Here is a 24,718-nt window from a genome sequence, read left to right as displayed (position 1 = left end):
TCATGTAATCTTGAGAGATTAATAAAAAAATGATAAAAACTTTTAACATTTACAGATCCCTTTGTACCAGTAATGAAAGCGTATACAAAATAGATTGATTAATCTAAATTGTCTAATAATTATAAAAATGCTGTTGACACTGTCTGCAAACGGGCGTAATATGAGTTCAAACAAAAATAAATAAATGATTCACGCTAAAAAGAAAAATCATAAAACACTGAAAAAACAAACAAGTGAAGGTTCTTTTTTAATAAAAGAGCTGCCATAATAAAAAGCGCAGAAGAGGATAAGTAGCTTTGCTGAAGTTTTTCACAGAGAGCCGGTAACGCTGAGAGCCGGTAAAACAAATCAAAGTGAACTCCCCTCAGAGTGCCGGTCTGAAATGTAAAGAGTAGGACTCGGCCGAGTGAACACAATGTTTACTCGTTATCAAAACGGATAATCATTATCCATGAGACGGTCTGCATATGACCGTAAACAAGGGTGGTACCGCGGAAAGCAAAGCCTTTTCGCCCCTTTTGGCTATCGCATGAAATGCTTGGCTGAATGTGGGTGGGAAGGCTTTTTTATTTGCGTCAGCCGGCGCTGCGTTTTATGAATTGGATTTTAGAAGGGAACATTGAAAAGGAGGAACTGAAAATGGGTACAAATGTACAGGCGGATTCTTTGTCTGCCGAATGTACAAAAACAATGAACGGGGCTCTGATGCTGATTGAATCATTAAAGAAAGAAAATGTCGAGATGATCTTCGGCTATCCGGGGGGAGCCGTCCTTCCGATTTACGATAAACTGTATCAATCAGGATTGGTTCACATCCTGCCCCGCCACGAGCAAGGCGCGATTCATGCGGCAGAAGGGTATGCGAGAGTCTCCGGAAAGCCGGGGGTTGTGATTGCTACTTCCGGACCCGGAGCGACAAATTTAGTGACCGGTCTTGCGGATGCGATGATAGATTCATTGCCGCTCGTAGTGTTTACCGGTCAGGTGGCCACTTCGGTCATCGGCAGCGACGCTTTCCAGGAAGCCGACATTTTAGGAATTACGATGCCGATTACGAAACACAGCTACCAAGTCCGCCGTCCGGAAGATCTCCCCCGTGTGATTAAAGAGGCGTTCCATATCGCCACGACGGGAAGACCGGGCCCGGTATTAATTGATATACCGAAGGATGTCGCAGCATTTGAAGGAGAGTTCAGATATGATCACGAGATCAGCCTTCCGGGTTATCAGCCTGTAAAAGAGCCTAACTATCTGCAGATCCGAAAGCTCGTGGAAGCTGTCAGCAGTGCGAAAAAGCCGGTTATTTTAGCCGGAGCGGGTGTTTTGCACGGTAAAGCTTCAGAAGATTTAAAAAATTATGTCGAACAGCAGCAAATTCCGGTAGCGCACACGCTTCTCGGTCTGGGCGGTTTCCCGGCAGACCATCCTCTTTTTCTGGGAATGGCGGGGATGCACGGCACATACACAGCGAATATGGCGCTTTACCACTGTGACTTGTTGATCAGCATCGGAGCGCGGTTCGATGATCGCGTGACCGGAAATCTGAAGCATTTTGCAAAGTCGGCCAAAGTGGCGCATATCGATATTGATCCTGCTGAAATCGGAAAAATTATCGAAACGCAGATTCCGGTGGTCGGCGACAGTAAAATCGTCCTTCAGGAATTATTGAAGCAAAACGGAAAACAGGGACAGACAGAGGAATGGAAACAGCAGCTTTCAGAATGGAAAGAAGAATATCCGCTTTGGTATACAGACAACAGAGAAGAGGGCTTGAAACCCCAAAAGCTGATTGAGTATATTCACCAATTCACAAACGGTGAGGCGATTGTGGCGACGGATGTCGGCCAGCACCAGATGTGGGCGGCTCAGTTTTATCCTTTCCGAAAGGCTGATAAGTGGGTGACCTCGGGGGGACTCGGCACAATGGGCTTCGGCCTTCCGGCGGCTATCGGAGCGCAGCTGGCCGATCGTAACGCCACGGTCGTTGCCATCCTCGGAGACGGCGGTTTTCAGATGACCCTTCAGGAATTAGATGTCATCCGACAGCTGAATCTTCCCGTCAAAGTGGTTATCTTGAACAACGAATGTCTGGGCATGGTCAGACAGTGGCAGGAAATCTTCTATGAAGAGCGCTATTCTGAATCCAAATTCTCGGCGCAGCCTGACTTTGTCAAATTGTCAGAAGCCTACGGCATTAAAGGCGTCCGGATTTCATCGGAGGAAGAGGCGGAAGAAGAGCTTAAAAAGGTGCTTTCATCAAAAGAACCGGCCGTTATTGACGTCCGGGTCGCCAAAAGCGAGAAAGTATTCCCGATGATTGCGCCGGGTAAAGGACTTCATGAAATGGTGGGGGTGAAACCTTGAAACGCATTATCACATTAACGGTGGTCAACCGCTCGGGAGTATTAAACCGGATCACCGGCCTGTTTACAAAAAGACACTATAATATCGAAAGCATCACTGTAGGCCACACGGAAACAAGCGGTGTTTCAAGGATTACATTTGTCGTCCATGTGGAAGGCGAAAATGACGTAGAGCAGCTGACAAAGCAGCTTAACAAACAAATTGACGTCCTGAAAGTGACGGATATTACAAACCAATCGATTGTACAGCGTGAGCTGGCATTAATCAAAGTTGTTTCCGCACCGTCGGCCAGAACGGAAATCAATGGAATCATTGAGCCGTTCAGAGCTTCCGTCGTTGATGTCTCAAGAGACAGCATCGTCGTTCAGGTTACCGGCGAATCTAATAAAATCGAAGCGCTCATAGAGCTGCTCAAACCTTACGGCATTAAAGAAATCGCGAGAACAGGCACAACGGCTTTTGCGAGGGGAACTCAGCAGAAGGCGTCATCCAATAAAACAATTTCAATTGTATAACACAAAAAAGGGAGAGATTAAAATGGTAAAAGTATATTATAACGGTGATATCAAAGAGAACGTATTGGCAGGTAAAAAAGTAGCGATTATCGGTTACGGTTCACAAGGTCACGCACATGCGCTGAACTTAAAAGAAAGCGGAATTGATGTCATTGTCGGCGTCAGACAAGGAAAATCATTTACACAGGCCCAAGAAGACGGTCATCAAGTCTTTTCGGTAAGAGAAGCGGCTGCCCAGGCTGATATCATTATGGTTCTTCTTCCGGATGAACAGCAGCAAAAAGTATATGAAGCTGAAATCAAAGATGAATTGACGGCGGGCAAGTCATTGGTATTCGCACACGGATTTAACGTCCATTTCCATCAGATCGTGCCTCCTGCTGATGTGGATGTATTCCTTGTCGCCCCTAAAGGGCCTGGACACCTTGTCAGAAGAACATATGAACAAGGCGCGGGCGTACCGGCATTGTTTGCCATCTACCAGGATGTATCAGGCGAAGCGAAAGATACGGCTCTTGCTTATGCAAAAGGAATCGGCGGAGCGCGTGCGGGCGTTCTTGAAACAACATTTAAGGAAGAAACGGAAACGGATTTGTTCGGTGAGCAGGCTGTTCTGTGCGGAGGTTTAACGGCGCTTGTCAAAGCGGGTTTTGAAACGCTGACAGAAGCCGGCTACCAGCCTGAACTCGCATACTTCGAGTGTCTGCACGAACTGAAGTTGATCGTAGACTTGATGTATGAAGAAGGATTGGCGGGCATGAGATACTCTATCTCCGATACGGCTCAATGGGGAGATTTTGTCTCAGGGCCGCGCGTAGTCGATGCAAAGGTAAAAGAATCGATGAAACAAGTATTAACAGATATTCAAAACGGTACATTCGCGAAAGAATGGATCGTGGAAAACCAAGTGAACCGTCCTCGCTTCAATGCGATCAATGCAAGTGAAAACGAGCATCAGATTGAAAAGGTCGGCAGACAGCTTCGTGAAATGATGCCGTTTGTCAAACAAGGCAAAAAGAAGGAAGCGGTGGTCTCCGTTGCGCAAAATTAATGTTTTCGACACGACCCTTCGTGACGGTGAACAATCCCCCGGGGTCAACCTCAATTCCCGGGAGAAACTGGCGATAGCCAAGCAGCTTGAAAGACTCGGGGTGGATATTATTGAAGCGGGATTTCCCGCTTCATCCCGAGGTGATTTTTTAGCCGTGCAGGAAATCGCAAGAACGATTAAAAATTGTTCGGTAACAGGGCTTGCCCGATCTGTCAAAGGTGACATCGACGCAGCCTGGGAAGCGCTGAAAGACGGGGCCAGCCCGCGGATTCACATCTTTATCGCCACCTCTGACATTCATCTGAAGCATAAGCTGAAAATGACGCGGGAAGAGGTTAAGGAAAAAGCGGTTGAAATGGTGAAGTATGCAAAAGAACGCTTTCCGATCGTTCAATGGTCAGCAGAAGACGCATGCCGCACCGAACTTCCGTTTCTGGCTGAAATCGTTGAAGAAGTGATTGATGCCGGCGCGAGCGTCATCAACCTGCCGGACACTGTAGGTTACCTGACGCCGGATGAATACGGAAACATCTTTAAATATATGAAGGAACACGTTCCGAATATCAGCCGGGTAAAGCTTTCAGCCCATTGCCACGATGATCTCGGAATGGCGGTTGCCAACTCGCTTTCGGCAATTGAGAACGGCGCTGATCAAATTGAATGCGCCATTAACGGCATAGGGGAAAGAGCCGGGAATGCCGCGCTAGAGGAAATCGCCGTTGCGCTTCATGTCAGAAATGACGCGCATCAAGCCGATTCATCTCTTAATCTTCATGAATTGAAGCGGACGAGTGATCTTGTCAGCAAACTGACGGGCATGGCCGTTCCCCGCAATAAAGCAATCGTCGGAGATAACGCTTTCGCACATGAGTCCGGCATTCACCAAGACGGTTTCCTGAAAGAAAAATCAACATATGAAATCATTTCACCGGAACTTGTCGGCGTGACTGCTGATGCGCTCGTACTCGGAAAGCATTCCGGACGCCATGCGTTCAAAGACCGCCTGAATTCGCTTGGATTCCAGTTTGATAGTGAGGAAATCAATAAATTTTTTACGATGTTTAAAGAACTGACCGAAAAGAAAAAAGAAATCACCGATGATGACTTGATTTCTCTTATTTTAGAAGAAAAAGTGACAGACAAAAAAATCGGCTATGAATTTTTGTCTCTGCAAGTGCATTACGGGACGTCTCAGGTGCCGACTGCAACAGTCTCTTTAAAAAATCAGGAAAACGAACAGCTGATTCAAGAGGCGGCAACGGGGGCGGGCAGCGTAGAAGCCGTTTATAATACGCTCGGGCGCTGCATCGATAAAAATATTGAACTGACAGACTACCGCATCCAATCCAACCGGAAAGGCGAAGACGCGCTGGCTCAAGTTTTTGTCAGAGTGACCGTGAACGGAAAAGAAACATCAGGGCGGGGAATCGCGCAGGATGTTCTGGAAGCTTCTGCTAAAGCTTATCTGAACGCCGTGAACCGGCAGCTGGTGCTGGATAGCAATTTAGACGGATTAAAGAGACAGACTGCGGTCGGCTCGTAATAGAAAGGAGAACGTTTGATTTGAAAAAACGCATTGCTTTGCTGCCCGGTGACGGAATCGGACCGGAAGTGGCGGAATCAGCGGCAGATGTATTGAGAAGCGTTGCCGAACAATTCGGACATGAATTTGAATTTGAAAACGGGCTGATCGGGGGAGCGGCTATTGACGCCCATCAAAACCCCCTTCCTGAGGAGACGGTGGCTCTTTGTGAAAGATCCGGCGCCATCCTGCTCGGGGCAGTCGGCGGGCCGAAATGGGACCAAAATCCTCCGGAGCTCAGACCGGAAAAAGGCCTGCTCGGCATCAGAAAAAAACTCGGCCTGTTTGCCAATCTGCGTCCCGTGACCGTATTTGAAAGCTTGTCTGAGGCGTCTCCGCTGAAAAAAGAGTATATCAGCGGCGTCGACTTTGTAATCGTCAGGGAACTGACGGGCGGCCTCTACTTTGGAGAACCGAGCAGACAGTATGTCAATGAAGCGGGAGAAAAGGAAGCGGTCGATACCCTTTTTTATAAGAAAGAAGAAATCGCACGCGTTGTCAGAGAAGCTTTTAAGATGGCTGCCGGCAGAAAAGGAAAAGTGACGTCCGTTGATAAGGCGAATGTGCTTTCTTCAAGCAGGCTGTGGCGTGAAACAGCGGATGAAATCGCAAAAGAATTTCCTGATGTGACGCTTGAACATATGCTTGTCGATAATGCCGCGATGCAGCTCATCTACGCTCCGAGCCAATTTGACGTCATCGTAACTGAGAATATGTTCGGCGATATTTTAAGCGATGAAGCCTCCATGCTGACAGGCTCGCTCGGCATGCTGCCGTCAGCCAGTTTATCAAGTTCAGGTCTTCACTTGTTTGAACCCGTGCATGGATCTGCGCCTGACATCGCCGGTAAAGGGATGGCCAATCCGTTTGCGGCGATTTTATCAGCGGCGATGCTTTTGAGAACATCTTTCGGGCTTGAAAACGAAGCGCAGGCGGTGGAAAAAGCGGTCGCAAAGGTGCTTGCAGATGGCAGCCGTACACGTGATATCGCCCGGGACGGCCAATATGCCGGAACGCATGACATTACTGAAAAAGTAAAAGCCGCATTAGCCGGCTCGAATACAAAATCTATAGTGTGACGCTTTAAAGAAAGCGGTCTTAGTTCATAGGTAGAGGGAGGAAACAAAGATGATGCCTCGAACAATCATCGAAAAGATTTGGGATCGGCATGTTGTAAAAAGCGGTGAAGGAAAACCCGACCTTCTCTATATTGATCTGCACCTAATTCATGAGGTGACGTCTCCTCAGGCGTTTGAAGGGTTAAGGCAGAAGGGAAGAAAGGTCAGACGGCCGCAGAACACATTCGCGACGATGGACCACAATATTCCGACCGTCAACCGTTTTGACATTAAAGATGAAGTCGCAAAGCGCCAAGTAACCGCGCTTGAACGGAATTGCGAGGAGTTCGGCGTCCGTCTTGCGGATCTACACAGCGCAGACCAGGGAATCGTTCACGTAGTCGGGCCTGAGCTTGGTCTGACACTACCGGGGAAAACGATCGTTTGCGGAGACAGCCATACATCGACTCACGGCGCGTTCGGAGCGCTTGCCTTCGGTATCGGCACAAGTGAGGTGGAACATGTTCTTTCCACTCAGACATTGTGGCAGCAGCGGCCGAAAACGCTTGAAATCCGCGTTGACGGAACGCTCCAAAAAGGAGTGACCGCGAAGGATGTCATCTTGTCGGTCATCGGAAAATACGGGGTGAAATTCGGTACCGGATATGTCATTGAATACACCGGGGAAGTATTCAGAAACATGTCTATGGACGAACGCATGACCGTCTGCAATATGTCAATAGAAGCGGGAGCACGGGCGGGACTGATCGCTCCTGATGACACGACGATTGAATATTGTAAAAACCGTAAATACGCGCCAAAAGGCGAGGAATTTGAAAAAGCCGCCGCAGAATGGAAAGCGTTAAAAACCGATCCGGGCGCCGTATACGATCATTCCATCGTGTTAGACGGCAGCGAGATTTCTCCAATGGTAACATGGGGCGTCAATCCCGGCATGGTTCTTCCGGTCGATGCCCAAATACCGGCGCCGGAAACGATTGATTCTGAAGACGGAAAAAAAGAAGCCATCCGCGCGTACGAATACATGGGAATCTCACCGAATCAAAAAATTGAAGATATTAAAGTCGAGCATGTGTTTATCGGCTCCTGTACAAATTCGCGGATGACCGATCTTCGCCAGGCTGCGGATATGATCAAAGGCCGAAAAGTCGCTGACAGCGTCAGAGCCATTGTGGTGCCGGGTTCTCAAAGCGTGAAACAGCAGGCCGAGGAAGAAGGGCTGCACCGCGTGTTTCTCGAGGCCGGATTTGAATGGAGAGAATCAGGCTGCAGCATGTGCCTCAGTATGAACAATGATGTCGTGCCTGAAGGGGAACGATGCGCTTCCACTTCCAACCGCAACTTCGAAGGCAGACAGGGAAAAGGCGCGAGAACACACCTTGTCAGTCCGGCGATGGCGGCAATGGCAGCCATTCACGGGCATTTCGTCGATGTAAGAAAGTTTTATCAAGAAAAAACAGTTGTGTAAGGAGTGCGCGAAAAGATGGAACCTTTAAAAACGCATACGGGAAAAGCGGCCGTCTTAAACCGGATCAACGTCGATACGGACCAGATTATTCCGAAACAGTTTTTGAAAAGAATTGAAAGAACCGGATACGGCAGATTCGCGTTTTTTGATTGGAGATACCTTGAGAACGGTGAGCCTGATCCTGAATTTGAATTAAACCGCAAAGTCTATGAAGGCGCGTCCATATTAATTGCCGGAGAGAATTTCGGCTGCGGATCATCCCGTGAGCACGCTCCTTGGGCGCTGGATGATTACGGCTTCAAAATCATCATTGCTCCGTCATTTGCCGATATTTTTCATCAAAACTGTTTTAAAAACGGTATGCTTCCCATCCGTATGCCGTATGATCAGTGGAAAAAACTCGCCGGTCAATATGAAAATCAGTCTCTTAACATGACGGTTGATTTGGAAAACCAGCTCATTCACGACAGTGAAGGAAAAGAGATTTCATTTGAAGTCGATCCTCACTGGAAGGAAATGCTGATAAACGGCTATGATGAAATTTCATTAACGCTTCTGCTGGAGGACGACATTCAGCAGTTTGAATCGAAAAGAAGTTCATGGCTTCAAGCCTGAAAAAAGCCGCCCGGCATCTGTCCGGCGGCTTTTTTTACCGTGCGCACCATCCTTTCTTGTGTTTCATGACGCGTGTTGATACACTTGAACAAAATAGCGCCTGAAAGGAAATAAAGTATGACGCATGACAAGAAAAAAGCTGATATCATTCCTTTCCCCCGTCTGAAAGAACGCTTGGTTGATAAAGGGATGGCCGCCATGAAGGACAAACAGTATCAAGAGGCCCTCGAACTGTTTTCAGAGGCGGTAAGCCACGGCGATACCGAGTCCGACGTACATTTAGGCATGGCGATTTGTTTTCTGGAACTCGGGGAATTGGAAGAAGCAAAACAAGTTTGCGAGAAAATGCTGAATGAAGGGTACGGCCATTATTTCACCGTACTGCAGGTGTACATGACCATTTTAATTCAGCTGAAACAATATGAAGAAGTCAAAAGCACAATTGAAGCTGTGCTGGAAGAAAACCAGCTGCCCGCAGAAAGTGCGGAGCAATTCTACCGGCTGCTCGAATTCAGCCGCAAAATGACCGATCCCGACCAGCAGGATGAAGCGTGGGAGGAGGAATACGAGGACATTCTTGATGCGGAAAAAGTGCTGAACAGCCCCGCTGAACAAATGAATCTGATTCATTCTCTCAAAGACCGCAATATTGCAAAATACACGGGTCTCTTAAAAACGATTCTTCAAGATCCGGGCGCTCATCCTCTTATCAAGACGATGATTTTGACGCTGATGGCGGACCATGACTACAGCAAGCCGGTCCATATTACAAAATTCGGCGATTCAATGACCGCGGTTCCGAGTGAAACGGTTCAGCCTGATGCGGCTCCGGTTTTGCATCGCGTTCTCCGGGTGCTTGATGAAACGCTCGGCAATGAAAACCCTACATTATACGCTGCCGTCGAGGAGCTGTGGAGAAGGCATCTGTACGTTCTGCACCCTTTTATGCCGAAGTTTTTGAACGCAGATTTATGGGCGGCGGCGCTTCATAAGGTCGGTTACGAGATGCACGGCATTGACATTGAGCCGGAGGAACTTCACATGATGTACGAGTTTGACAGCCGCGAACTTGAAGAAGCCTGCACGATGATTAAGGATATTGAAGAAATTTCTTATTTGTAAATCACACCATATAGTTGAAAGCGGTAGGCGTTATGTTATAATATAGTGGTTGTATTTATGTATAGCGGTTTAACTGAAATGAGAATTACGGTTGGACAGGCTGCCAGTTCATTACATAATGATTCTGATTCAAAGCGGTTTTTTCTTTGACAAAGCCGCGGATTGCTTTAGAATGGAAGACCGACACAACCTGAATAGATTTTTGGAGGGAAACACATGTCTGTAAAATGGGAAAAACAAGAAGGCAACGAAGGCGTATTAACGGTTGAAGTTGATGCCGATACGTTCAAAACAGCTCTTGATGATGCATTTAAAAAAGTAGTAAAACAGGTTTCTATTCCTGGATTCCGCAAAGGGAAAGTTCCCCGCGCTTTATTCGAACAGCGTTTCGGCGTTGAAGCTCTTTACCAGGATGCTTTAGATATTTTACTTCCTGTAGAATACCCTAAAGCGGTTGAAGAAGCCGGCATTGAGCCTGTAGACCGCCCTGAAATCGATGTTGAAAAAATCGAAAAAGGCGAAAGCTTGATTTTCACTGCAAAAGTGACTGTAAAACCGGAAGTGAAACTTGGCGACTACAAAGGCTTAGGAATCGAAAAAGATGACACTGCCGTTACTGACGAAGATGTACAAAACGAACTTAAAGCTCTTCAAGAGCGTCAGGCTGAGCTTGTCGTGAAAGAAGAAGGCGCTGTTGAAAACGGCGACACAGTCGTTCTTGACTTCGAAGGTTTCGTTGACGGCGAAGCGTTTGAAGGCGGAAAAGCTGAGAACTACTCACTTGAAGTAGGATCAGGTTCATTCATCCCGGGCTTCGAAGAGCAGTTAACAGGCCTTGAAGCAGGCGCTGAAAAGGATGTTGAAGTAACATTCCCTGAAGAGTACCACGCTGAAGAGCTTGCCGGAAAACCAGCTGTTTTCAAAGTGAAAATTCATGAAATCAAAGCGAAAGAGCTTCCTGAGCTTAACGACGAATTCGCAAAAGATATTGACGAAGAAGTTGAAACGCTTGCTGAATTAACTGAGAAAACAAAAAAACGCCTTGAAGAAGCAAAAGAAAACGAAGCTGACGCTAAATTGCGTGAAGAGCTTGTTCTGAAAGCATCTGAAAACGCTGAAGCTGATGTTCCTCAAGCGATGATCGACACTGAGCTTGACCGCATGCTGAAAGAATTCGAACAGCGTCTGCAAATGCAAGGCATGAACCTTGAGCTTTACACTCAATTCTCAGGCCAAGACGAAAACGCGTTAAAAGAGCAAATGAAAGAAGATGCCGCAAAACGCGTAAAATCAAACCTGACTCTTGAAGCGATCGCTCAAGCTGAAAACCTTGAAGTAACGGACGAAGAAGTTGAAGCTGAGCTGACTAAAATGGCTGAAGCTTACAACATGCCGGTTGAAAACATCAAGCAGGCAATCGGTTCAACTGACGCGATGAAAGAAGATTTAAAAGTTCGAAAAGCAATTGATTTTCTTGTAGAAAACCGTTAATATGGTTCATAATAATAGACATAATAAAACAGGGCGCGATTAATTCGTGCCTTGTTTTGTACAATTATGATATAACTCTTTTTCTTGGGGCAAGATAGTCATTGCCGGGCTGTTTTTCGTCATACATATAGAATGTGCAAGTGCGAAACACATTGTTACCGTCTTACTGGAAAGTATGGTAAAATGCAATACATACTCGATCGTAGCAAGAACCGTTTTCTTTTGCCCTTCAGGTAAAAGAAAAAGTGAGACAAGATTAAGGGGTGAAAGAATGTTTAAATTCAACGAGGAAAAAGGACAATTGAAATGCTCGTTCTGCGGAAAAACGCAAGATCAGGTTCGTAAGCTGGTTGCAGGACCGGGTGTATATATATGCGACGAATGTATTGAGCTCTGTACAGAAATCGTAGAGGAAGAGCTTGGTACAGAAGAAGAAGTCGAATTTAAAGACGTTCCGAAGCCGCAGGAAATCCGTGAGATTCTGAATGAATATGTCATCGGACAGGATCAGGCGAAGAAATCACTTGCGGTTGCGGTATACAACCATTACAAACGCATCAACTCCAACAGTAAAGTGGATGATGTCGAGCTTTCTAAAAGTAATATTTCTTTAATCGGACCGACTGGAAGCGGGAAAACACTTCTTGCCCAGACGCTTGCGCGTATTCTGAACGTGCCGTTTGCGATCGCGGACGCTACATCTCTGACTGAAGCCGGATATGTCGGTGAGGACGTAGAAAACATCCTCCTCAAGCTGATTCAGGCAGCAGACTATGATGTGGAAAAAGCAGAAAAAGGCATTATTTATATCGATGAAATCGATAAAGTAGCGCGAAAATCTGAAAACCCGTCCATTACACGCGACGTATCAGGCGAAGGCGTTCAGCAGGCGCTGCTGAAAATTCTTGAAGGAACGGTTGCAAGCGTGCCGCCTCAAGGAGGACGCAAACATCCTCATCAGGAATTCATCCAGATCGATACGACGAACATCCTGTTCATTTGCGGCGGTGCATTTGACGGCATCGAACAAATCATCAAACGCCGTCTCGGACAAAAAGTCATCGGCTTCGGCTCAGATAATAAAGCGGCAGACCTTGAAAAAGAAGAACTGCTTTCTAAAGTTCTTCCGGAAGACTTGCTCCGTTTCGGTCTGATTCCTGAATTCATCGGCCGTCTTCCTGTCATTGCAAGCCTTGAGCAGCTTGACGAAACGGCACTGGTTGAAATTCTGACTAAACCGAAAAACGCACTCGTCAAACAATACAAGAAAATGTTAGAACTTGATGATGTCGAGCTTGAATTTGAAGACGAGGCATTATCTGAAATTGCGAAAAAAGCGATCGAGCGTAAAACAGGCGCACGCGGCCTGCGTTCTATCATTGAAGGCATCATGCTTGACGTCATGTTTGATCTGCCGTCCCGCGATGATATTGAAAAATGTGTCATTACCGGAGCGACAGTCGCAGACGGTGAAGCACCGCGTCTTGTATTAAAAGACGGCACAGTTGTCGGCCAAGATAAAACATCAGCATAACATGACAAAACCTCCTGACCCGAATTGATCAGGAGGTTTTTTTTCTTGTCCTGACCCTTCTGAAAATGTTTATTCCGGGCTTTGCTGGGAGATACTAGCGGACAGAGGAATGAATTGGATACATAAATCGTTTTTTCAGGAGGGACCAGTATGAGTTGGACAGGGATCGCATTATTTGTACAGCTGTTTTTCGGAATAGTCATCGGATTATATTTTTGGAATCTGCTCAAAAACCAGCGTACACAAAAAGTGACGATAGATAAAGAATCAAAAAAAGAAATGGAACAGCTGCGCAAAATGCGCGCCATCAGTTTATCAGAACCTTTATCAGAAAAGGTGCGGCCGAAAAGCTTTCAGGACATTGTCGGCCAGGAAGACGGAATTAAAGCGTTAAAAGCAGCGCTTTGCGGACCGAACCCGCAGCACGTCATTATTTACGGTCCTCCGGGAGTCGGTAAAACGGCTGCGGCGCGGCTGGTATTGGAAGAAGCGAAAAAACATAAACAGTCACCGTTTCAAAAGCAGGCTGTTTTTGTTGAACTTGATGCGACGACCGCGCGGTTTGATGAACGGGGGATTGCCGATCCGCTTATCGGTTCAGTGCATGATCCCATTTATCAGGGAGCGGGTGCGATGGGCCAAGCAGGCATTCCGCAGCCGAAACAGGGGGCTGTGACCCATGCTCACGGCGGGGTATTGTTTATTGATGAAATCGGCGAGCTTCACCCGATTCAGATGAATAAAATGCTGAAGGTGCTTGAAGATCGAAAAGTATTTTTAGACAGTGCGTATTACAGTGAAGAAAATACGCAAATACCGAATCACATTCATGATATTTTTCAAAATGGGCTTCCGGCAGATTTCCGTTTGATCGGAGCGACAACGAGAATGCCGAATGAAATTCCGCCGGCCATCCGTTCGCGCTGTCTTGAAGTATTTTTCCGCGAGCTGGAAAAGGATGAACTTAAAATCGTTGCGAAAAAAGCAGCCGACAAAATTCAGAAAGAGATTTCTGACGAAGCTCTCAGTGTGCTGACCACATATACGAGAAACGGACGTGAAGCCGTCAATATGATCCAGATCGCCGCCGGCATGGCGGTGACTGAGGACAGAAAAGAAATTACGACAGAAGATATAGAATGGGTTGTTCATTCCAGTCAGCTTACACCTAAAAATGAGCAGAAAATCGCCGATGAACCGCAAGTCGGCATCGTGAACGGACTTGCCGTCTACGGGCCGAACAGCGGCGCATTGCTGGAAATCGAAGTGAATGTCACACCTGCGCAGGACAAAGGAAGCCTGAATATCACGGGAATTGCAGAGGAAGAAAGCATCGGCAGCCAATCGAAGTCGATCCGCCGCAAAAGCATGGCGAAGGGATCTGTGGAAAATGTTCTGACGGTTCTGCGCACAATGGGCATCAAACCTTCAGACTATGACATTCACGTGAATTTTCCGGGCGGAGGCCCGATTGACGGACCTTCAGCAGGTATCGCGATGGCCGCGGGGATTTTTTCCGCGATTCACCGCATCCCGATCGACCATACGGTGGCGATGACGGGAGAAATCAGCCTGACGGGGCTTGTCAAACCGATCGGCGGCGTCATTCCGAAAATTAAAGCCGCAAAACAGGCCGGAGCAAAAACGGTCATTATCCCATATGAAAATCAGCAGTCCATTCTGAAACGAATAGACGGAATCACCATTAAAGCGGTAAAAACGTTCCAGGAAGTGCTGGACGTCATATTGGTTGACCCTCCTTCAGAACAAAAACCGTTTGATATCCAAATGAATAAAGAATCCGTATAAACCCCATTTTTATAATGGGGTTTTTTTATGGAGGACATCTTTTCCTTTTTCAGAACAGAAAGAAAGGGTATACTACGAAGAGACTGTTTTATATACAGGGCAGGCGGATAAGCCGATTTTGCCCGATCCCGGAATTGTACAACGATGAAAAAGTTGTATTATAATGGTTCATACTAAAGTCACGGAGGTGTCAGTCACATGGCAGAAGATACAAAACGCAGCATCCCGCTCCTCCCTTTAAGAGGCTTATTGGTATACCCGACAATGGTTTTACATTTAGATGTAGGCCGTGACAAGTCGGTTCAGGCTCTTGAACAGGCAATGATGCATGATCATATGATTTTTTTAGCCACTCAGCAGGATATTTCGATAGACGAACCGGGTGAAGAGGATATTTTCGCCGTCGGCACTTATACAAAAATTAAACAGATGCTGAAGCTGCCCAACGGTACGATCAGAGTGCTTGTAGAAGGAATTCAGCGGGCGCAGATCCTTGAATACACCGAACTCGAAGATTATACTTCGGTCGATATACAGCTGATGCATGAGGATGATTCAAAAGACGTGGAAGACGAAGCGCTTATGCGGACGCTGCTGGACCATTTTGACCAGTACATAAAAATTTCTAAAAAAATCTCCGCAGAAACGTATGCGGCTGTGACTGATATTGAAGAGCCCGGCAGAATGGCGGATATCGTCGCTTCTCATCTCCCGCTGAAATTAAAGGACAAGCAGGACATTTTAGAAACGGCGGATATTAAAGAACGTCTGAATAAGGTCATCCGTTCCATTCATAATGAAAAAGAAGTGCTGGAGATTGAGAAAAAAATCGGTCAGCGCGTCAAACGTTCGATGGAACGCACTCAAAAGGAATACTACTTGCGTGAACAGATGAAAGCCATTCAGAAGGAGCTTGGCGACAAAGAAGGAAAAAACGGCGAAGTTCAGTCGCTCACGGAAAAGATAGAAGAAGCAGGCATGCCTGAGCGTGTCAAAGAAACGGCGCTTAAGGAATTAAGCCGTTACGAAAAAGTGCCGTCAAGCTCAGCGGAAAGCTCTGTTATCCGCAACTATATTGACTGGCTCATCGCCCTTCCGTGGTCGGATGAAACAGAAGATAAACTTGATATTAAAAAAGCCGGGGAAATCTTAGATAAAGAGCACCACGGCTTAGAGAAAGTGAAAGAGCGGATTTTGGAGTATTTGGCCGTGAAACAGCTGACGAAAACGCTGAAAGGGCCGATTCTTTGTCTGGCCGGACCTCCGGGAGTCGGTAAAACATCTCTTGCAAAATCAATCAGTACGAGCATGGGGCGCCGTTTTGTGAGAATTTCACTGGGCGGAGTGCGCGATGAGTCTGAAATCCGCGGGCACCGGCGTACATACGTCGGAGCGATGCCGGGCCGTATTATACAGGGGATGAAAAAAGCCGGTAAACAAAATCCGGTCTTTCTCCTGGATGAGATCGACAAAATGTCGTCTGATTTCAGAGGCGATCCGTCTTCGGCGATGCTTGAGGTGCTGGATCCGGAACAAAACAGCACATTCAGCGACCACTATATTGAAGAGACGTTCGATTTATCGAAAGTGCTGTTTATCGCGACTGCGAATAACCTTGCTTCCATACCGGGACCTCTCAGAGACAGAATGGAGATTATCAGCCTGTCAGGCTATACTGAAAACGAAAAGCTGGAGATCGTGAAGGACCACCTGCTTCCGAAACAAATCAAAGAGCACGGGCTCACAAAGAGCAACCTGCAGATTCGGGACCAGGCGATTACGGACATCATCCGCTACTACACGAGGGAAGCCGGCGTGAGAACGCTTGAACGCCAGATTGCCGCCATTTGCCGAAAGGCTGCAAAAGCCATTGTGTCTGAGGAGAGAAAACGCATTACCGTTACAGAGAAAAATCTGGCCGACTATCTCGGAAAACGGATATTCAGATACGGACAGGCGGAAACCGAAGATCAAATCGGGGTTGTCACGGGGCTTGCGTATACGACGGTCGGCGGAGATACGCTGTCAATCGAAGTGTCATTGTCACCGGGAAAAGGAAAGCTGATTCTGACCGGGAAGCTTGGAGATGTCATGCGGGAATCAGCGCAGGCCGCTTTCAGTTATGTCCGCTCGAAAGCGGAACAGTTCGGAATCGATCCGAAATTCCATGAGAAGTATGACATTCATATCCATGTCCCTGAAGGAGCGGTGCCGAAAGACGGCCCTTCTGCCGGAATTACGATGGCCACAGCGCTCGTTTCAGCATTAACGGACCGTGCGGTAAAACGCGAAGTCGGTATGACGGGAGAAATCACGCTGCGGGGCCGCGTGCTTCCGATCGGCGGACTGAAAGAAAAGGCGCTCGGCGCGCACAGAGCGGGCCTGACCACTATTATTGCGCCTAAAGATAACGAAAAAGATATAGAGGATATTCCAGAAAGCGTCAGAGAAGGACTGAAGTTTATATTCGTTTCTCACCTGGATGACGTTTTGGAACATGCCTTAGTAGGAGAGAAGAAATGAAAGTCACAAAGTCAGAAATCGTGATCAGCGCGGTCAAACCCGAACAGTACCCTGATGGGGGGCTTCCGGAAATCGCGCTGGCGGGAAGATCAAATGTAGGAAAGTCATCTTTTATCAATTCATTAATCAATCGGAAAAACTTGGCCAGAACGTCATCAAAACCGGGGAAAACACAGACCTTAAACTTTTACATCATCAATGATGAATTGCATTTTGTCGACGTTCCCGGGTACGGATTTGCGAAAGTTTCCAAAAGCGAGCGGGAAGCATGGGGGAGAATGATTGAAACCTATATGACGACCCGCGAAGAGCTGAAAGCCTGCGTGCAGATTGTCGACCTCAGGCACGCGCCGTCTGCTGAAGACGTGAACATGTATGAATTCCTGAAGTATTACGGCATTCCCGTCATCGTTATCGCGACAAAAGCGGATAAGATTCCAAAAGGAAAATGGGACAAGCACTTAAAGGTTGTCAAACAGACGCTTGATATGGATCCTGAAGACGAGCTGATTTTATTTTCCTCTGAAACGAAAAAAGGCAAAGATGAAGCATGGGGAGCCATTAAAAAAATGATCAGCCGGTAATGAAAAACCCAAAACGCAGTGCGTTTTGGGTTTTATCGTATAGTTTTGTTCCGCTTGATAAACAATAATAAAAGGCTGATTCCGATGAAAACATACGGCCAGTATGTTTTGAAGTGTTCCGTCGGAATATGGACGGACTCCAGCCACGCCGTAATTTGTTTAAAGAAGTATAAAAAGAGGGAAAAACCAATCATGGCAACCGCTTCGTATACATATTCTTTTCTGGCTGCCGCAAATAAGGAGAATCCGAAGACGAAGAGAATCATTTCAAAATCTCCCGGCCACCATGAGAGCTCAGGTTTGGCGAAAAAGTGTAAACCTATGCCGAAAAGAAGCATGCCGATCAGGACGTGAGGCCCGGCCGCTTCCTTTTTGCCCTGATACAAGAGCGCAGCGCCCAAAAGCATAAGGAGCACCGGCCATTCCCCCTGATTCGCAAACAGGTGAACCTGTCCGCTCTGAAGCCATGCGAATAATGAAGCGGCAAGCAGAAGTCCCGGTAATAAAATTGATGTTTTTTTCATCCTGTCACCTACCCGCAGTAAAGGATTTTTAGTATGATGATTACAGTGGAAACGAGCTTTTTATACTATAGCATAACATTTTTGAAATCTGTTCACATTTTCCCGAAGAAACTATGTTATAATCATTATAAATAATAAATTCTATGTTAGAATGATTATAAATAAATTGCGATGTACGGGGGTGCATGAAAGCGATGCATATTCTTGTTGTGGGAGTAGATTATAAATCCGCCCCTATTGAAATACGCGAAAAAATAAGTTTTCAGCCGGATGAGCTTGCAGAAGCGATGCTCCGTTTAAAAGGAGAAAAAAGTGTTCTTGAAAACATTATCGTGTCAACCTGCAACCGCACCGAAATATATGCGGTGGTCGACCAGCTTCATACCGGCCGTTATTATATAAAGACATTTTTATCCGAATGGTTCTCGCTGCCGAAAGAAGAGCTGTCTCCGTTTCTGAAATTTTATGAGAGCGACGCGGCGATCGAGCATTTATTCCGTGTGGCGTGCGGTTTGGATTCCATGGTCATCGGAGAAACGCAAATACTCGGCCAGGTCCGCTCAAGCTTTAAAACGGCGCAGGCAGAAAAGACGATCGGCACCATTTTCAATGAGCTGTTTAAACAGGCGGTGACCGTCGGCAAACGCACGCATGCTGAAACCGATATCGGCGCCAATGCCGTTTCCGTCAGTTACGCCGCCGTTGAACTCGCGAAAAAAATCTTCGGCTCATTGTCAAATAAGCACATTTTGATTCTCGGTGCGGGAAAAATGGGCGAGCTTGCCGCAGAAAACCTGCACGGTCAGGGCATCGGCAAAGTAACGGTCATCAACAGAACGTTTTTGAAGGCAAAAGCGCTCGCTGACCGTTTCTCCGGAGAAGCGCGCAGCTTAAACCAGCTTGAACATGCACTTGCTGAAGCTGATATTTTAATCAGTTCGACAGGCGCAAGTGATTTCGTCGTGTCTAAAGAAATGATGGAGAGAGCGGGCAGACAGCGGAAAGGCCGCCCGTTATTTATGGTGGATATCGCTGTGCCGAGGGACCTCGATCCGGCGCTGAACGATCTTGAAGGTGTTTTTCTGTACGATATTGATGACCTTGAAGGAATCGTTGAAGCCAACTTACAAGAACGCCGTGAAACCGCTGAAAAAGTCGAGCTGTTTATTGAAGCGGCAATTGTTGAGTTTAAGCAGTGGCTTAATACGCTCGGCGTCGTGCCGGTCATTTCGGCGCTGCGTGAAAAGGCGCTGTCCATCCAGTCCGATACGATGCAGAGCATTGAGCGCAAGCTGCCTCATCTGACGGTAAGAGAGAAAAAACTTCTCAGCAAACATACGAAAAGCATCATTAACCAAATGCTGCGCGACCCGATTCTGAAAGCGAAAGAGCTTGCGGCTGAAGCGGATTCAGATGAAAAGCTGAAGCTGTTTATGCAGATTTTCGATATTGAGGAAGAGGCCGGCCGCCAGCTGGACAAAAGCCTGGATAACCGCCAGACGGTTCATTCGTTTCAAAAGGCAGAAGCAAAAACGGGCTTACGTCCGCTTGTAAGTGAGTGAGGGCTGTATGATTGATACAGCAATGGCAAGACTTAATGAAGCGACAATTGTTATTTATGCAGTAAGCGTCCTTTTTTACTTTATAGATTTTCTTCAACACAACCGGAAGGCTGGGAAAATGGCCTTCTGGTTGCTTTCTATTGTCTGGACTCTGCAAACCGTCTATCTTTCTTATTTCATGTGGCAGACGGGCAGATTTCCGGTCTTGAATATTACGGAGGCCCTTTACTTTTATGCGTGGGTGCTTGTCACGCTCTCACTTGTGGTCACGCAGATTCTGCGCGTTGATTTTATCGTGTTTTTCACGAATGTCATCGGTTTCTCGATGATTGCGATCCATACGTTTTCACCGACGGATCAGCATTCAGCCGCTTTTTCCGGCCAGCTGGTCTCAGAGCTTTTGGTCATTCATATTACAATGGCGATTCTGTCTTACGGCGCTTTTTCCCTTTCTTTTGTCTTTTCGCTTCTTTATCAGTTTCAATATTCTTTATTAAAGAAGAAAAAGTGGGGAAAATGGCTGTTGAGAATTGAAGATTTGTCAAAACTTGATTATATGGCTTACGTTTTAAATGTCATCGGGGTTCCGATGCTGCTGTTGAGCCTGATATTAGGCGTGATCTGGGCGTATGTGTCGCTGGAAACGCTGTACTGGTTTGATTCAAAAGTGCTCGGCTCGTTTATTGTGCTGCTTTTATACAGCTACTATTTATATATCAGATTGATTAAGGAACTGCAGGGAAAAGTGGCGGCGTTATGGAATTCAGCATGTTTTCTCGTGCTGATGATTAATTACTTCCTGCTCGGAAGCCTGTCGCAATTCCATTGGTTCAGTTAACGCACGCGCCCAAACAGATTCGGGAGGAAAGAAAATGAGAACGATTAAGGTAGGTTCCAGACGGAGCAAACTGGCTATGACCCAGACAAAATGGGTGATTAACAAACTGAAGGAATTGAACCCTTCCTATAACTTTGAAATCCGGGAGATTGTCACAAAAGGCGACCGCATCCTTGATGTTACACTGTCAAAAGTGGGCGGCAAAGGTTTGTTTGTCAAAGAGATTGAACAGGCGCTGCTGCATCAGGAGATTGATATGGCGGTTCACAGCATGAAAGACATGCCCGCCGTTTTGCCTGAGGGCCTTGTCATAGGCTGCATACCGAAACGTGAGGACCCGCGTGATGCGCTCATTTCAAAGGGGCATCAAAAGCTGGACGACATAAAAGAAGGGGGCATCATCGGCACCAGCAGTTTAAGAAGAAGCGCCCAGATTCTTGCTGAACGCCCTGACCTTACAATTAAGTGGATCAGAGGCAATATTGATACGAGACTTCAAAAGCTTGAAACGGAAGATTACGATGCTATTATTTTAGCGGCTGCGGGACTTTCGAGAATGGGCTGGAAAGATGATGTCGTATCTGAATTTCTCGAACCGGACCGCTGTCTGCCTGCGGTCGGCCAAGGCGCTCTTGCCATTGAATGCAGAGAGTCGGATGAGGAGCTTTTGAAGCTGTTTGCGCAATTTACCGATGAGTATACGCAGCGCACGGTGGCAGCCGAACGGGCTTTCTTACACGCGATGGAAGGCGGCTGCCAAGTGCCGATAGCCGGGTATGCGTCCGTCAATGACCGGGATGAGGTTGAATTGGTCGGTCTTGTCGCGTCTCCGGACGGAAAGACGATTTATAAAGAAACAGCGGCGGGACATGATCCGGAAGAAATCGGAAAACGCTGTGCGGCGATGATGTCTGAAAAAGGAGCCAAAGCATTAATCGACAGCGTGAAACAGGAGCTCGATCAGGATGGCAAATGACCTTCCTTTACAAGGAAAGACCGTGCTTGTCACCCGGAACAAAAGACAGGCCGCACCGTTCCGAAAAAAAGTGGAGGCGCTCGGCGGAACGGCTGTTTCCGCTTCGCTGATCGCTTTTCAGGAAGCGCTCCCGGATGAATGTGCGGACAGTCTGCGGGAAGACCTTTCTGAGCCGGGATGGCTTGTGTTTACAAGCGTAAACGGTGTCCGGTTCTTTTTTTCCTATCTTGATCGTCACGGTCTTGCGCTTTCGGGACGGAAAAAAATCGCAGCCGTCGGTGAAAAGACTGCGCGCGCCCTGAAAGAGCGGGGAGCCCGGACGGATGCGATGCCTGACGAGTATGTGGCGGAATGTCTGGCTGATACTTTAAAACGGCACGCATCAGCTGCCGAACCCATTTCAGTGATAAAGGGCAATTTATCACGCGATGTCATAAAAGCGGAGCTTGAGCCGCTTGGCTATCAAATAAGGGAATGGGTGTTATACAATACCATTCAGGATGAAAAAGGCATGGACGAGCTGAGACGGGCTGCATCCCGCTCTCATTTTGATTTTATTACGTTTACCAGCTCATCGGCGGTGCATACGTTTATGCACGCGGTCGGAGACGGAGAAAAAGTGTGGGAAAACAGCGGTGCGAGCTATATCAGCATCGGCCCTTTGACAGAGAAAGCGCTCTTGGAATACGGGATCTCATCCCATGTGCCTGACACTTATACGATTGAAGGCATGCTGGACGTCATGTGCAGCATGTCGGGAAAGGATTGATAATGATGAATCAAACATTTAACAGACACCGCCGTTTGCGCGCGAACGCTGCGATGAGAGATTTAGTAAAAGAAACACGTCTTCACCCCTCAGATTTTATTTACCCGTTATTTGTCGTTGAAGGACTCGAAGGAAAAAAAGAAGTTCCTTCCATGCCGGGGGTTTATCATGTATCACTCGATTTGTTAAAGGATGAAATGGCTGAGCTGATATCGCTCGGCATTAAGTCGGTCATCGTTTTCGGCGTGCCGGAAGAAAAAGACGCCTGCGGAACCCAGGCTTTTCACGATCACGGCATTGTGCAGAAAGGGATTGCTGAAATTAAAAAGCATTATCCTGAAATGATCGTAATCGCTGATACGTGTCTCTGTGAATACACGGATCACGGCCATTGCGGCGTCGTGAAAGACGGAGAAATCCTCAATGATGAGTCGCTTGAACTGCTGGCTCAGACAGCCGTCAGCCAGGCCAAAGCCGGCGCTGACATCATCGCTCCTTCAAATATGATGGACGGTTTTGTCACAGTGATCAGGGAAGCGCTCGACAAAGAAGGATTCACGAATATTCCGATCATGTCTTATGCCGTGAAATATTCAAGTGAATTTTACGGTCCGTTCCGCGACGCGGCTGACAGCACGCCGCAGTTCGGAGACCGAAAAACATATCAGATGGATCCGGCCAACCGCTTGGAAGCGCTCCGTGAGGCTGAATCAGACGCGGCAGAAGGCGCTGACTTTTTAATCGTCAAACCGTCTATGTCATACTTAGATATTATGCGTGATGTGAAAAACCGCCATCACCTGCCGCTGGTCGCATATAATGTGAGCGGGGAGTATTCCATGGTGAAAGCGGCAGCCCAAAACGGCTGGATTAAAGAAAAAGAAATGGTGCTGGAAATTTTAACGGGCATGAAACGTGCAGGAGCCGATCTGATTATGACGTATCATGCAAAAGACGCAGCAAAATGGCTTGCTGAGTAACGATTTCATTTGACGGGAGCTGAGGCAGATGAGAAGCTATGAAAAATCAAAAGCCGCTTTTAAAGAAGCGCAGAAACTGATGCCGGGCGGAGTGAACAGCCCGGTGCGCGCGTTTAAATCAGTCGATATGGATCCGATTTTTATGCAGCGCGGAAAAGGATCGAAAATATTTGATATTGACGGCAATGAATATATCGACTACGTCCTGAGCTGGGGGCCGCTCATTTTGGGCCACACGAACGACCGGGTCGTTGAAAGCCTGAAAAAAGTAGCCGAGAACGGGACAAGTTTCGGAGCATCTACTGAAGTGGAAAACGAACTGGCCAAATTGGTCATTGACCGTGTGCCGTCTGTTGAAATCGTGCGGATGGTCAGCTCCGGCACAGAGGCGACAATGAGCGCCCTGCGTCTGGCAAGAGGATATACCGGCCGCAACAAAATTTTGAAATTCGAAGGCTGTTACCACGGCCATGGTGATTCACTGCTGATCAAAGCGGGATCCGGAGTGGCGACACTCGGCCTTCCGGACAGCCCGGGCGTGCCGGAAGGAATAGCAATGAATACGATCACCGTTCCATACAACGATTTGGAAAGCGTTGCACTCGCATTCCGGGAATACGGTGAAGATATTGCCGGGGTCATTGTTGAACCGGTAGCAGGCAATATGGGCGTTGTTCCGCCGCAGGAAGGCTTTTTACAAGGGCTGCGCGACATGACGGAACAGTATGGCGCGCTGCTCATTTTTGATGAGGTCATGACCGGTTTTCGCGTGGATTATAACTGTGCGCAAGGGTATTTCGGCGTGACGCCTGACTTAACGTGTCTCGGCAAAGTCATCGGCGGCGGTCTTCCTGTCGGTGCGTATGGCGGAAAAGCTGATATTATGGAACGAATCGCGCCGAGCGGTCCGATCTACCAGGCGGGAACATTGTCAGGAAATCCGCTTGCCATGACAGCGGGACTTGAGACGTTACAGCAGCTCACACCTGAATCTTACCAAGAATTTGTGAAAAAAGGCGATATGCTTGAAGAAGGCATTTCAAAAGCAGCTGAAGCACATGGCATTCCGCACACGTTTAACCGGGCGGGTTCAATGATCGGCTTCTTTTTCACAAATGAGCCTGTCATTAACTATGAAGCAGCCAAATCTTCTGATTTAAAGCTGTTCGCCAAATATTATAAAGGGATGGCTGATGCAGGCGTATTTCTGCCGCCGTCTCAATTTGAAGGATTGTTTCTCTCCACTGCGCATACAATGGAGGATATTGAAAAAACCATTCAAGCCGCTGAGAAAGTGTTCCAGGCGATCAGCCGCTGATACCGAAAAGCCGA

General features: G+C 47.3%; 20 protein-coding genes and 1 other annotated feature. Of the genes, 19 read left to right on the top strand and 1 reads right to left on the bottom strand.

The genetic code is table 11. From position 1 onward, the window contains the following. The first annotated feature begins 268 nt into the window (after positions 1-268). Positions 269-520: a binding site (T-box leader), on the top strand. Positions 521-639: 119 nt separating this feature from the next. The 13 genes from ilvB (at position 640) to yihA (ending at position 17,737) form a co-directional block, all read left to right on the top strand. Next, positions 640-2,364, top strand: coding sequence for an acetolactate synthase large subunit (gene ilvB / locus JNUCC22_RS12900; protein WP_007408140.1), 1,725 nt, complete (start codon positions 640-642; stop codon positions 2,362-2,364). After that, positions 2,361-2,879, top strand: a complete 519-nt coding sequence (ilvN, locus tag JNUCC22_RS12895; protein ID WP_003152598.1) for an acetolactate synthase small subunit — start codon at positions 2,361-2,363, stop codon at positions 2,877-2,879. Before ilvB ends, ilvN begins: the two co-directional genes overlap by 4 nt. Positions 2,880-2,901: 22 nt before the next feature. After that, the gene (gene ilvC, locus JNUCC22_RS12890) at positions 2,902-3,930 is read left to right on the top strand and encodes a ketol-acid reductoisomerase (RefSeq protein WP_007408142.1); all 1,029 of its coding nucleotides are present in this window, start codon (positions 2,902-2,904) and stop codon (positions 3,928-3,930) included. Beyond that, the gene (locus JNUCC22_RS12885) at positions 3,917-5,473 is read left to right on the top strand and encodes a 2-isopropylmalate synthase (RefSeq protein WP_216061779.1); all 1,557 of its coding nucleotides are present in this window, start codon (positions 3,917-3,919) and stop codon (positions 5,471-5,473) included. The genes ilvC and JNUCC22_RS12885 overlap by 14 nt, the downstream gene beginning before the upstream one ends. Before the next feature lie 20 nt (positions 5,474-5,493). Further along, positions 5,494-6,591 (top strand): 3-isopropylmalate dehydrogenase, encoded by a 1,098-nt coding sequence (leuB, locus tag JNUCC22_RS12880; protein WP_042635397.1) that lies wholly within the window; start codon positions 5,494-5,496, stop codon positions 6,589-6,591. 49 nt (positions 6,592-6,640) lie between these two features. Further along, a complete protein-coding gene (leuC, locus tag JNUCC22_RS12875; protein ID WP_007408145.1) occupies positions 6,641-8,059 on the top strand; it encodes a 3-isopropylmalate dehydratase large subunit in 1,419 nt (472 codons plus the stop codon). A gap of 15 nt (positions 8,060-8,074) precedes the next feature. Next, on the top strand, positions 8,075-8,674 hold the full coding sequence (gene leuD / locus JNUCC22_RS12870; protein WP_007408146.1) for a 3-isopropylmalate dehydratase small subunit: 600 nt from the start codon (positions 8,075-8,077) through the stop codon (positions 8,672-8,674). 117 nt (positions 8,675-8,791) lie between these two features. Beyond that, positions 8,792-9,796, top strand: coding sequence for a DNA damage checkpoint antagonist DdcA (gene ddcA / locus JNUCC22_RS12865; RefSeq protein WP_007408147.1), 1,005 nt, complete (start codon positions 8,792-8,794; stop codon positions 9,794-9,796). A 216-nt stretch (positions 9,797-10,012) separates the two neighbouring features. Beyond that, positions 10,013-11,287, top strand: a complete 1,275-nt coding sequence (gene tig, locus JNUCC22_RS12860) for a trigger factor (RefSeq protein ID WP_042635396.1) — start codon at positions 10,013-10,015, stop codon at positions 11,285-11,287. A 271-nt stretch (positions 11,288-11,558) separates the two neighbouring features. Beyond that, positions 11,559-12,821 (top strand): ATP-dependent protease ATP-binding subunit ClpX, encoded by a 1,263-nt coding sequence (clpX, locus tag JNUCC22_RS12855; RefSeq protein ID WP_007408149.1) that lies wholly within the window; start codon positions 11,559-11,561, stop codon positions 12,819-12,821. Between the two features lie 150 nt (positions 12,822-12,971). Then, positions 12,972-14,630: an ATP-dependent protease LonB gene (lonB, locus tag JNUCC22_RS12850; RefSeq protein ID WP_012118116.1), complete on the top strand. Its 1,659-nt coding sequence runs from the start codon at positions 12,972-12,974 to the stop codon at positions 14,628-14,630. A 198-nt stretch (positions 14,631-14,828) separates the two neighbouring features. Beyond that, positions 14,829-17,153: an endopeptidase La gene (lon, locus tag JNUCC22_RS12845; RefSeq protein WP_216061778.1), complete on the top strand. Its 2,325-nt coding sequence runs from the start codon at positions 14,829-14,831 to the stop codon at positions 17,151-17,153. Next, entirely contained in the window at positions 17,150-17,737 is a 588-nt protein-coding gene (yihA, locus tag JNUCC22_RS12840) for a ribosome biogenesis GTP-binding protein YihA/YsxC (RefSeq protein ID WP_003152626.1), read from the top strand. The genes lon and yihA overlap by 4 nt, the downstream gene beginning before the upstream one ends. Positions 17,738-17,769: 32 nt before the next feature. Here the strand turns inward: yihA and JNUCC22_RS12835 are convergent, their stop codons facing one another. Further along, a complete protein-coding gene (locus JNUCC22_RS12835; RefSeq protein ID WP_020956158.1) occupies positions 17,770-18,261 on the bottom strand; it encodes a hypothetical protein in 492 nt (163 codons plus the stop codon). A 194-nt stretch (positions 18,262-18,455) separates the two neighbouring features. Here JNUCC22_RS12835 and hemA point away from each other — a divergent pair, with 194 nt between their 5' ends. From hemA to hemL, 6 genes are read left to right on the top strand one after another with little or no spacing between them, the layout of a single operon-like run. After that, positions 18,456-19,823 (top strand): glutamyl-tRNA reductase, encoded by a 1,368-nt coding sequence (hemA, locus tag JNUCC22_RS12830; protein WP_015240315.1) that lies wholly within the window; start codon positions 18,456-18,458, stop codon positions 19,821-19,823. A gap of 7 nt (positions 19,824-19,830) precedes the next feature. Then, positions 19,831-20,661 (top strand): cytochrome c biogenesis protein, encoded by an 831-nt coding sequence (locus JNUCC22_RS12825; RefSeq protein WP_015417935.1) that lies wholly within the window; start codon positions 19,831-19,833, stop codon positions 20,659-20,661. 34 nt (positions 20,662-20,695) lie between these two features. Continuing rightward, positions 20,696-21,637 (top strand): hydroxymethylbilane synthase, encoded by a 942-nt coding sequence (gene hemC, locus JNUCC22_RS12820; protein WP_007408155.1) that lies wholly within the window; start codon positions 20,696-20,698, stop codon positions 21,635-21,637. Next, complete coding sequence (locus JNUCC22_RS12815; RefSeq protein WP_216061777.1) at positions 21,627-22,406, top strand: uroporphyrinogen-III synthase; 780 nt, start codon at positions 21,627-21,629, stop codon at positions 22,404-22,406. The genes hemC and JNUCC22_RS12815 overlap by 11 nt, the downstream gene beginning before the upstream one ends. Positions 22,407-22,411: 5 nt before the next feature. After that, complete coding sequence (gene hemB / locus JNUCC22_RS12810) at positions 22,412-23,386, top strand: porphobilinogen synthase (RefSeq protein ID WP_150941338.1); 975 nt, start codon at positions 22,412-22,414, stop codon at positions 23,384-23,386. Positions 23,387-23,414: 28 nt separating this feature from the next. Continuing rightward, positions 23,415-24,704, top strand: a complete 1,290-nt coding sequence (gene hemL / locus JNUCC22_RS12805; protein WP_060562686.1) for a glutamate-1-semialdehyde 2,1-aminomutase — start codon at positions 23,415-23,417, stop codon at positions 24,702-24,704. Positions 24,705-24,718: the final 14 nt, after the last annotated feature.

This window comes from Bacillus sp. JNUCC-22, from assembly GCF_018861275.1.
Taxonomy (GTDB): domain Bacteria; phylum Bacillota; class Bacilli; order Bacillales; family Bacillaceae; genus Bacillus; species Bacillus velezensis.
This window is presented reverse-complemented; position numbering and strand designations above follow the sequence as displayed.

Coding starts and splice junctions, on each gene's coding strand:
- ilvB (WP_007408140.1), top strand. CDS start 640: ATGGGTACAAATGTACAGGCGGATTCTTTGTCTGCCGAATGTACAAAA.
- JNUCC22_RS12825 (WP_015417935.1), top strand. CDS start 19,831: ATGATTGATACAGCAATGGCAAGACTTAATGAAGCGACAATTGTTATT.
- hemL (WP_060562686.1), top strand. CDS start 23,415: ATGAGAAGCTATGAAAAATCAAAAGCCGCTTTTAAAGAAGCGCAGAAA.
- JNUCC22_RS12835 (WP_020956158.1), bottom strand. CDS start 18,261: ATGAAAAAAACATCAATTTTATTACCGGGACTTCTGCTTGCCGCTTCA.
- ddcA (WP_007408147.1), top strand. CDS start 8,792: ATGACGCATGACAAGAAAAAAGCTGATATCATTCCTTTCCCCCGTCTG.
- clpX (WP_007408149.1), top strand. CDS start 11,559: ATGTTTAAATTCAACGAGGAAAAAGGACAATTGAAATGCTCGTTCTGC.
- lonB (WP_012118116.1), top strand. CDS start 12,972: ATGAGTTGGACAGGGATCGCATTATTTGTACAGCTGTTTTTCGGAATA.
- leuD (WP_007408146.1), top strand. CDS start 8,075: ATGGAACCTTTAAAAACGCATACGGGAAAAGCGGCCGTCTTAAACCGG.
- JNUCC22_RS12815 (WP_216061777.1), top strand. CDS start 21,627: ATGGCAAATGACCTTCCTTTACAAGGAAAGACCGTGCTTGTCACCCGG.
- hemC (WP_007408155.1), top strand. CDS start 20,696: ATGAGAACGATTAAGGTAGGTTCCAGACGGAGCAAACTGGCTATGACC.
- ilvC (WP_007408142.1), top strand. CDS start 2,902: ATGGTAAAAGTATATTATAACGGTGATATCAAAGAGAACGTATTGGCA.
- hemB (WP_150941338.1), top strand. CDS start 22,412: ATGAATCAAACATTTAACAGACACCGCCGTTTGCGCGCGAACGCTGCG.
- yihA (WP_003152626.1), top strand. CDS start 17,150: ATGAAAGTCACAAAGTCAGAAATCGTGATCAGCGCGGTCAAACCCGAA.
- lon (WP_216061778.1), top strand. CDS start 14,829: ATGGCAGAAGATACAAAACGCAGCATCCCGCTCCTCCCTTTAAGAGGC.
- hemA (WP_015240315.1), top strand. CDS start 18,456: ATGCATATTCTTGTTGTGGGAGTAGATTATAAATCCGCCCCTATTGAA.
- tig (WP_042635396.1), top strand. CDS start 10,013: ATGTCTGTAAAATGGGAAAAACAAGAAGGCAACGAAGGCGTATTAACG.
- leuC (WP_007408145.1), top strand. CDS start 6,641: ATGATGCCTCGAACAATCATCGAAAAGATTTGGGATCGGCATGTTGTA.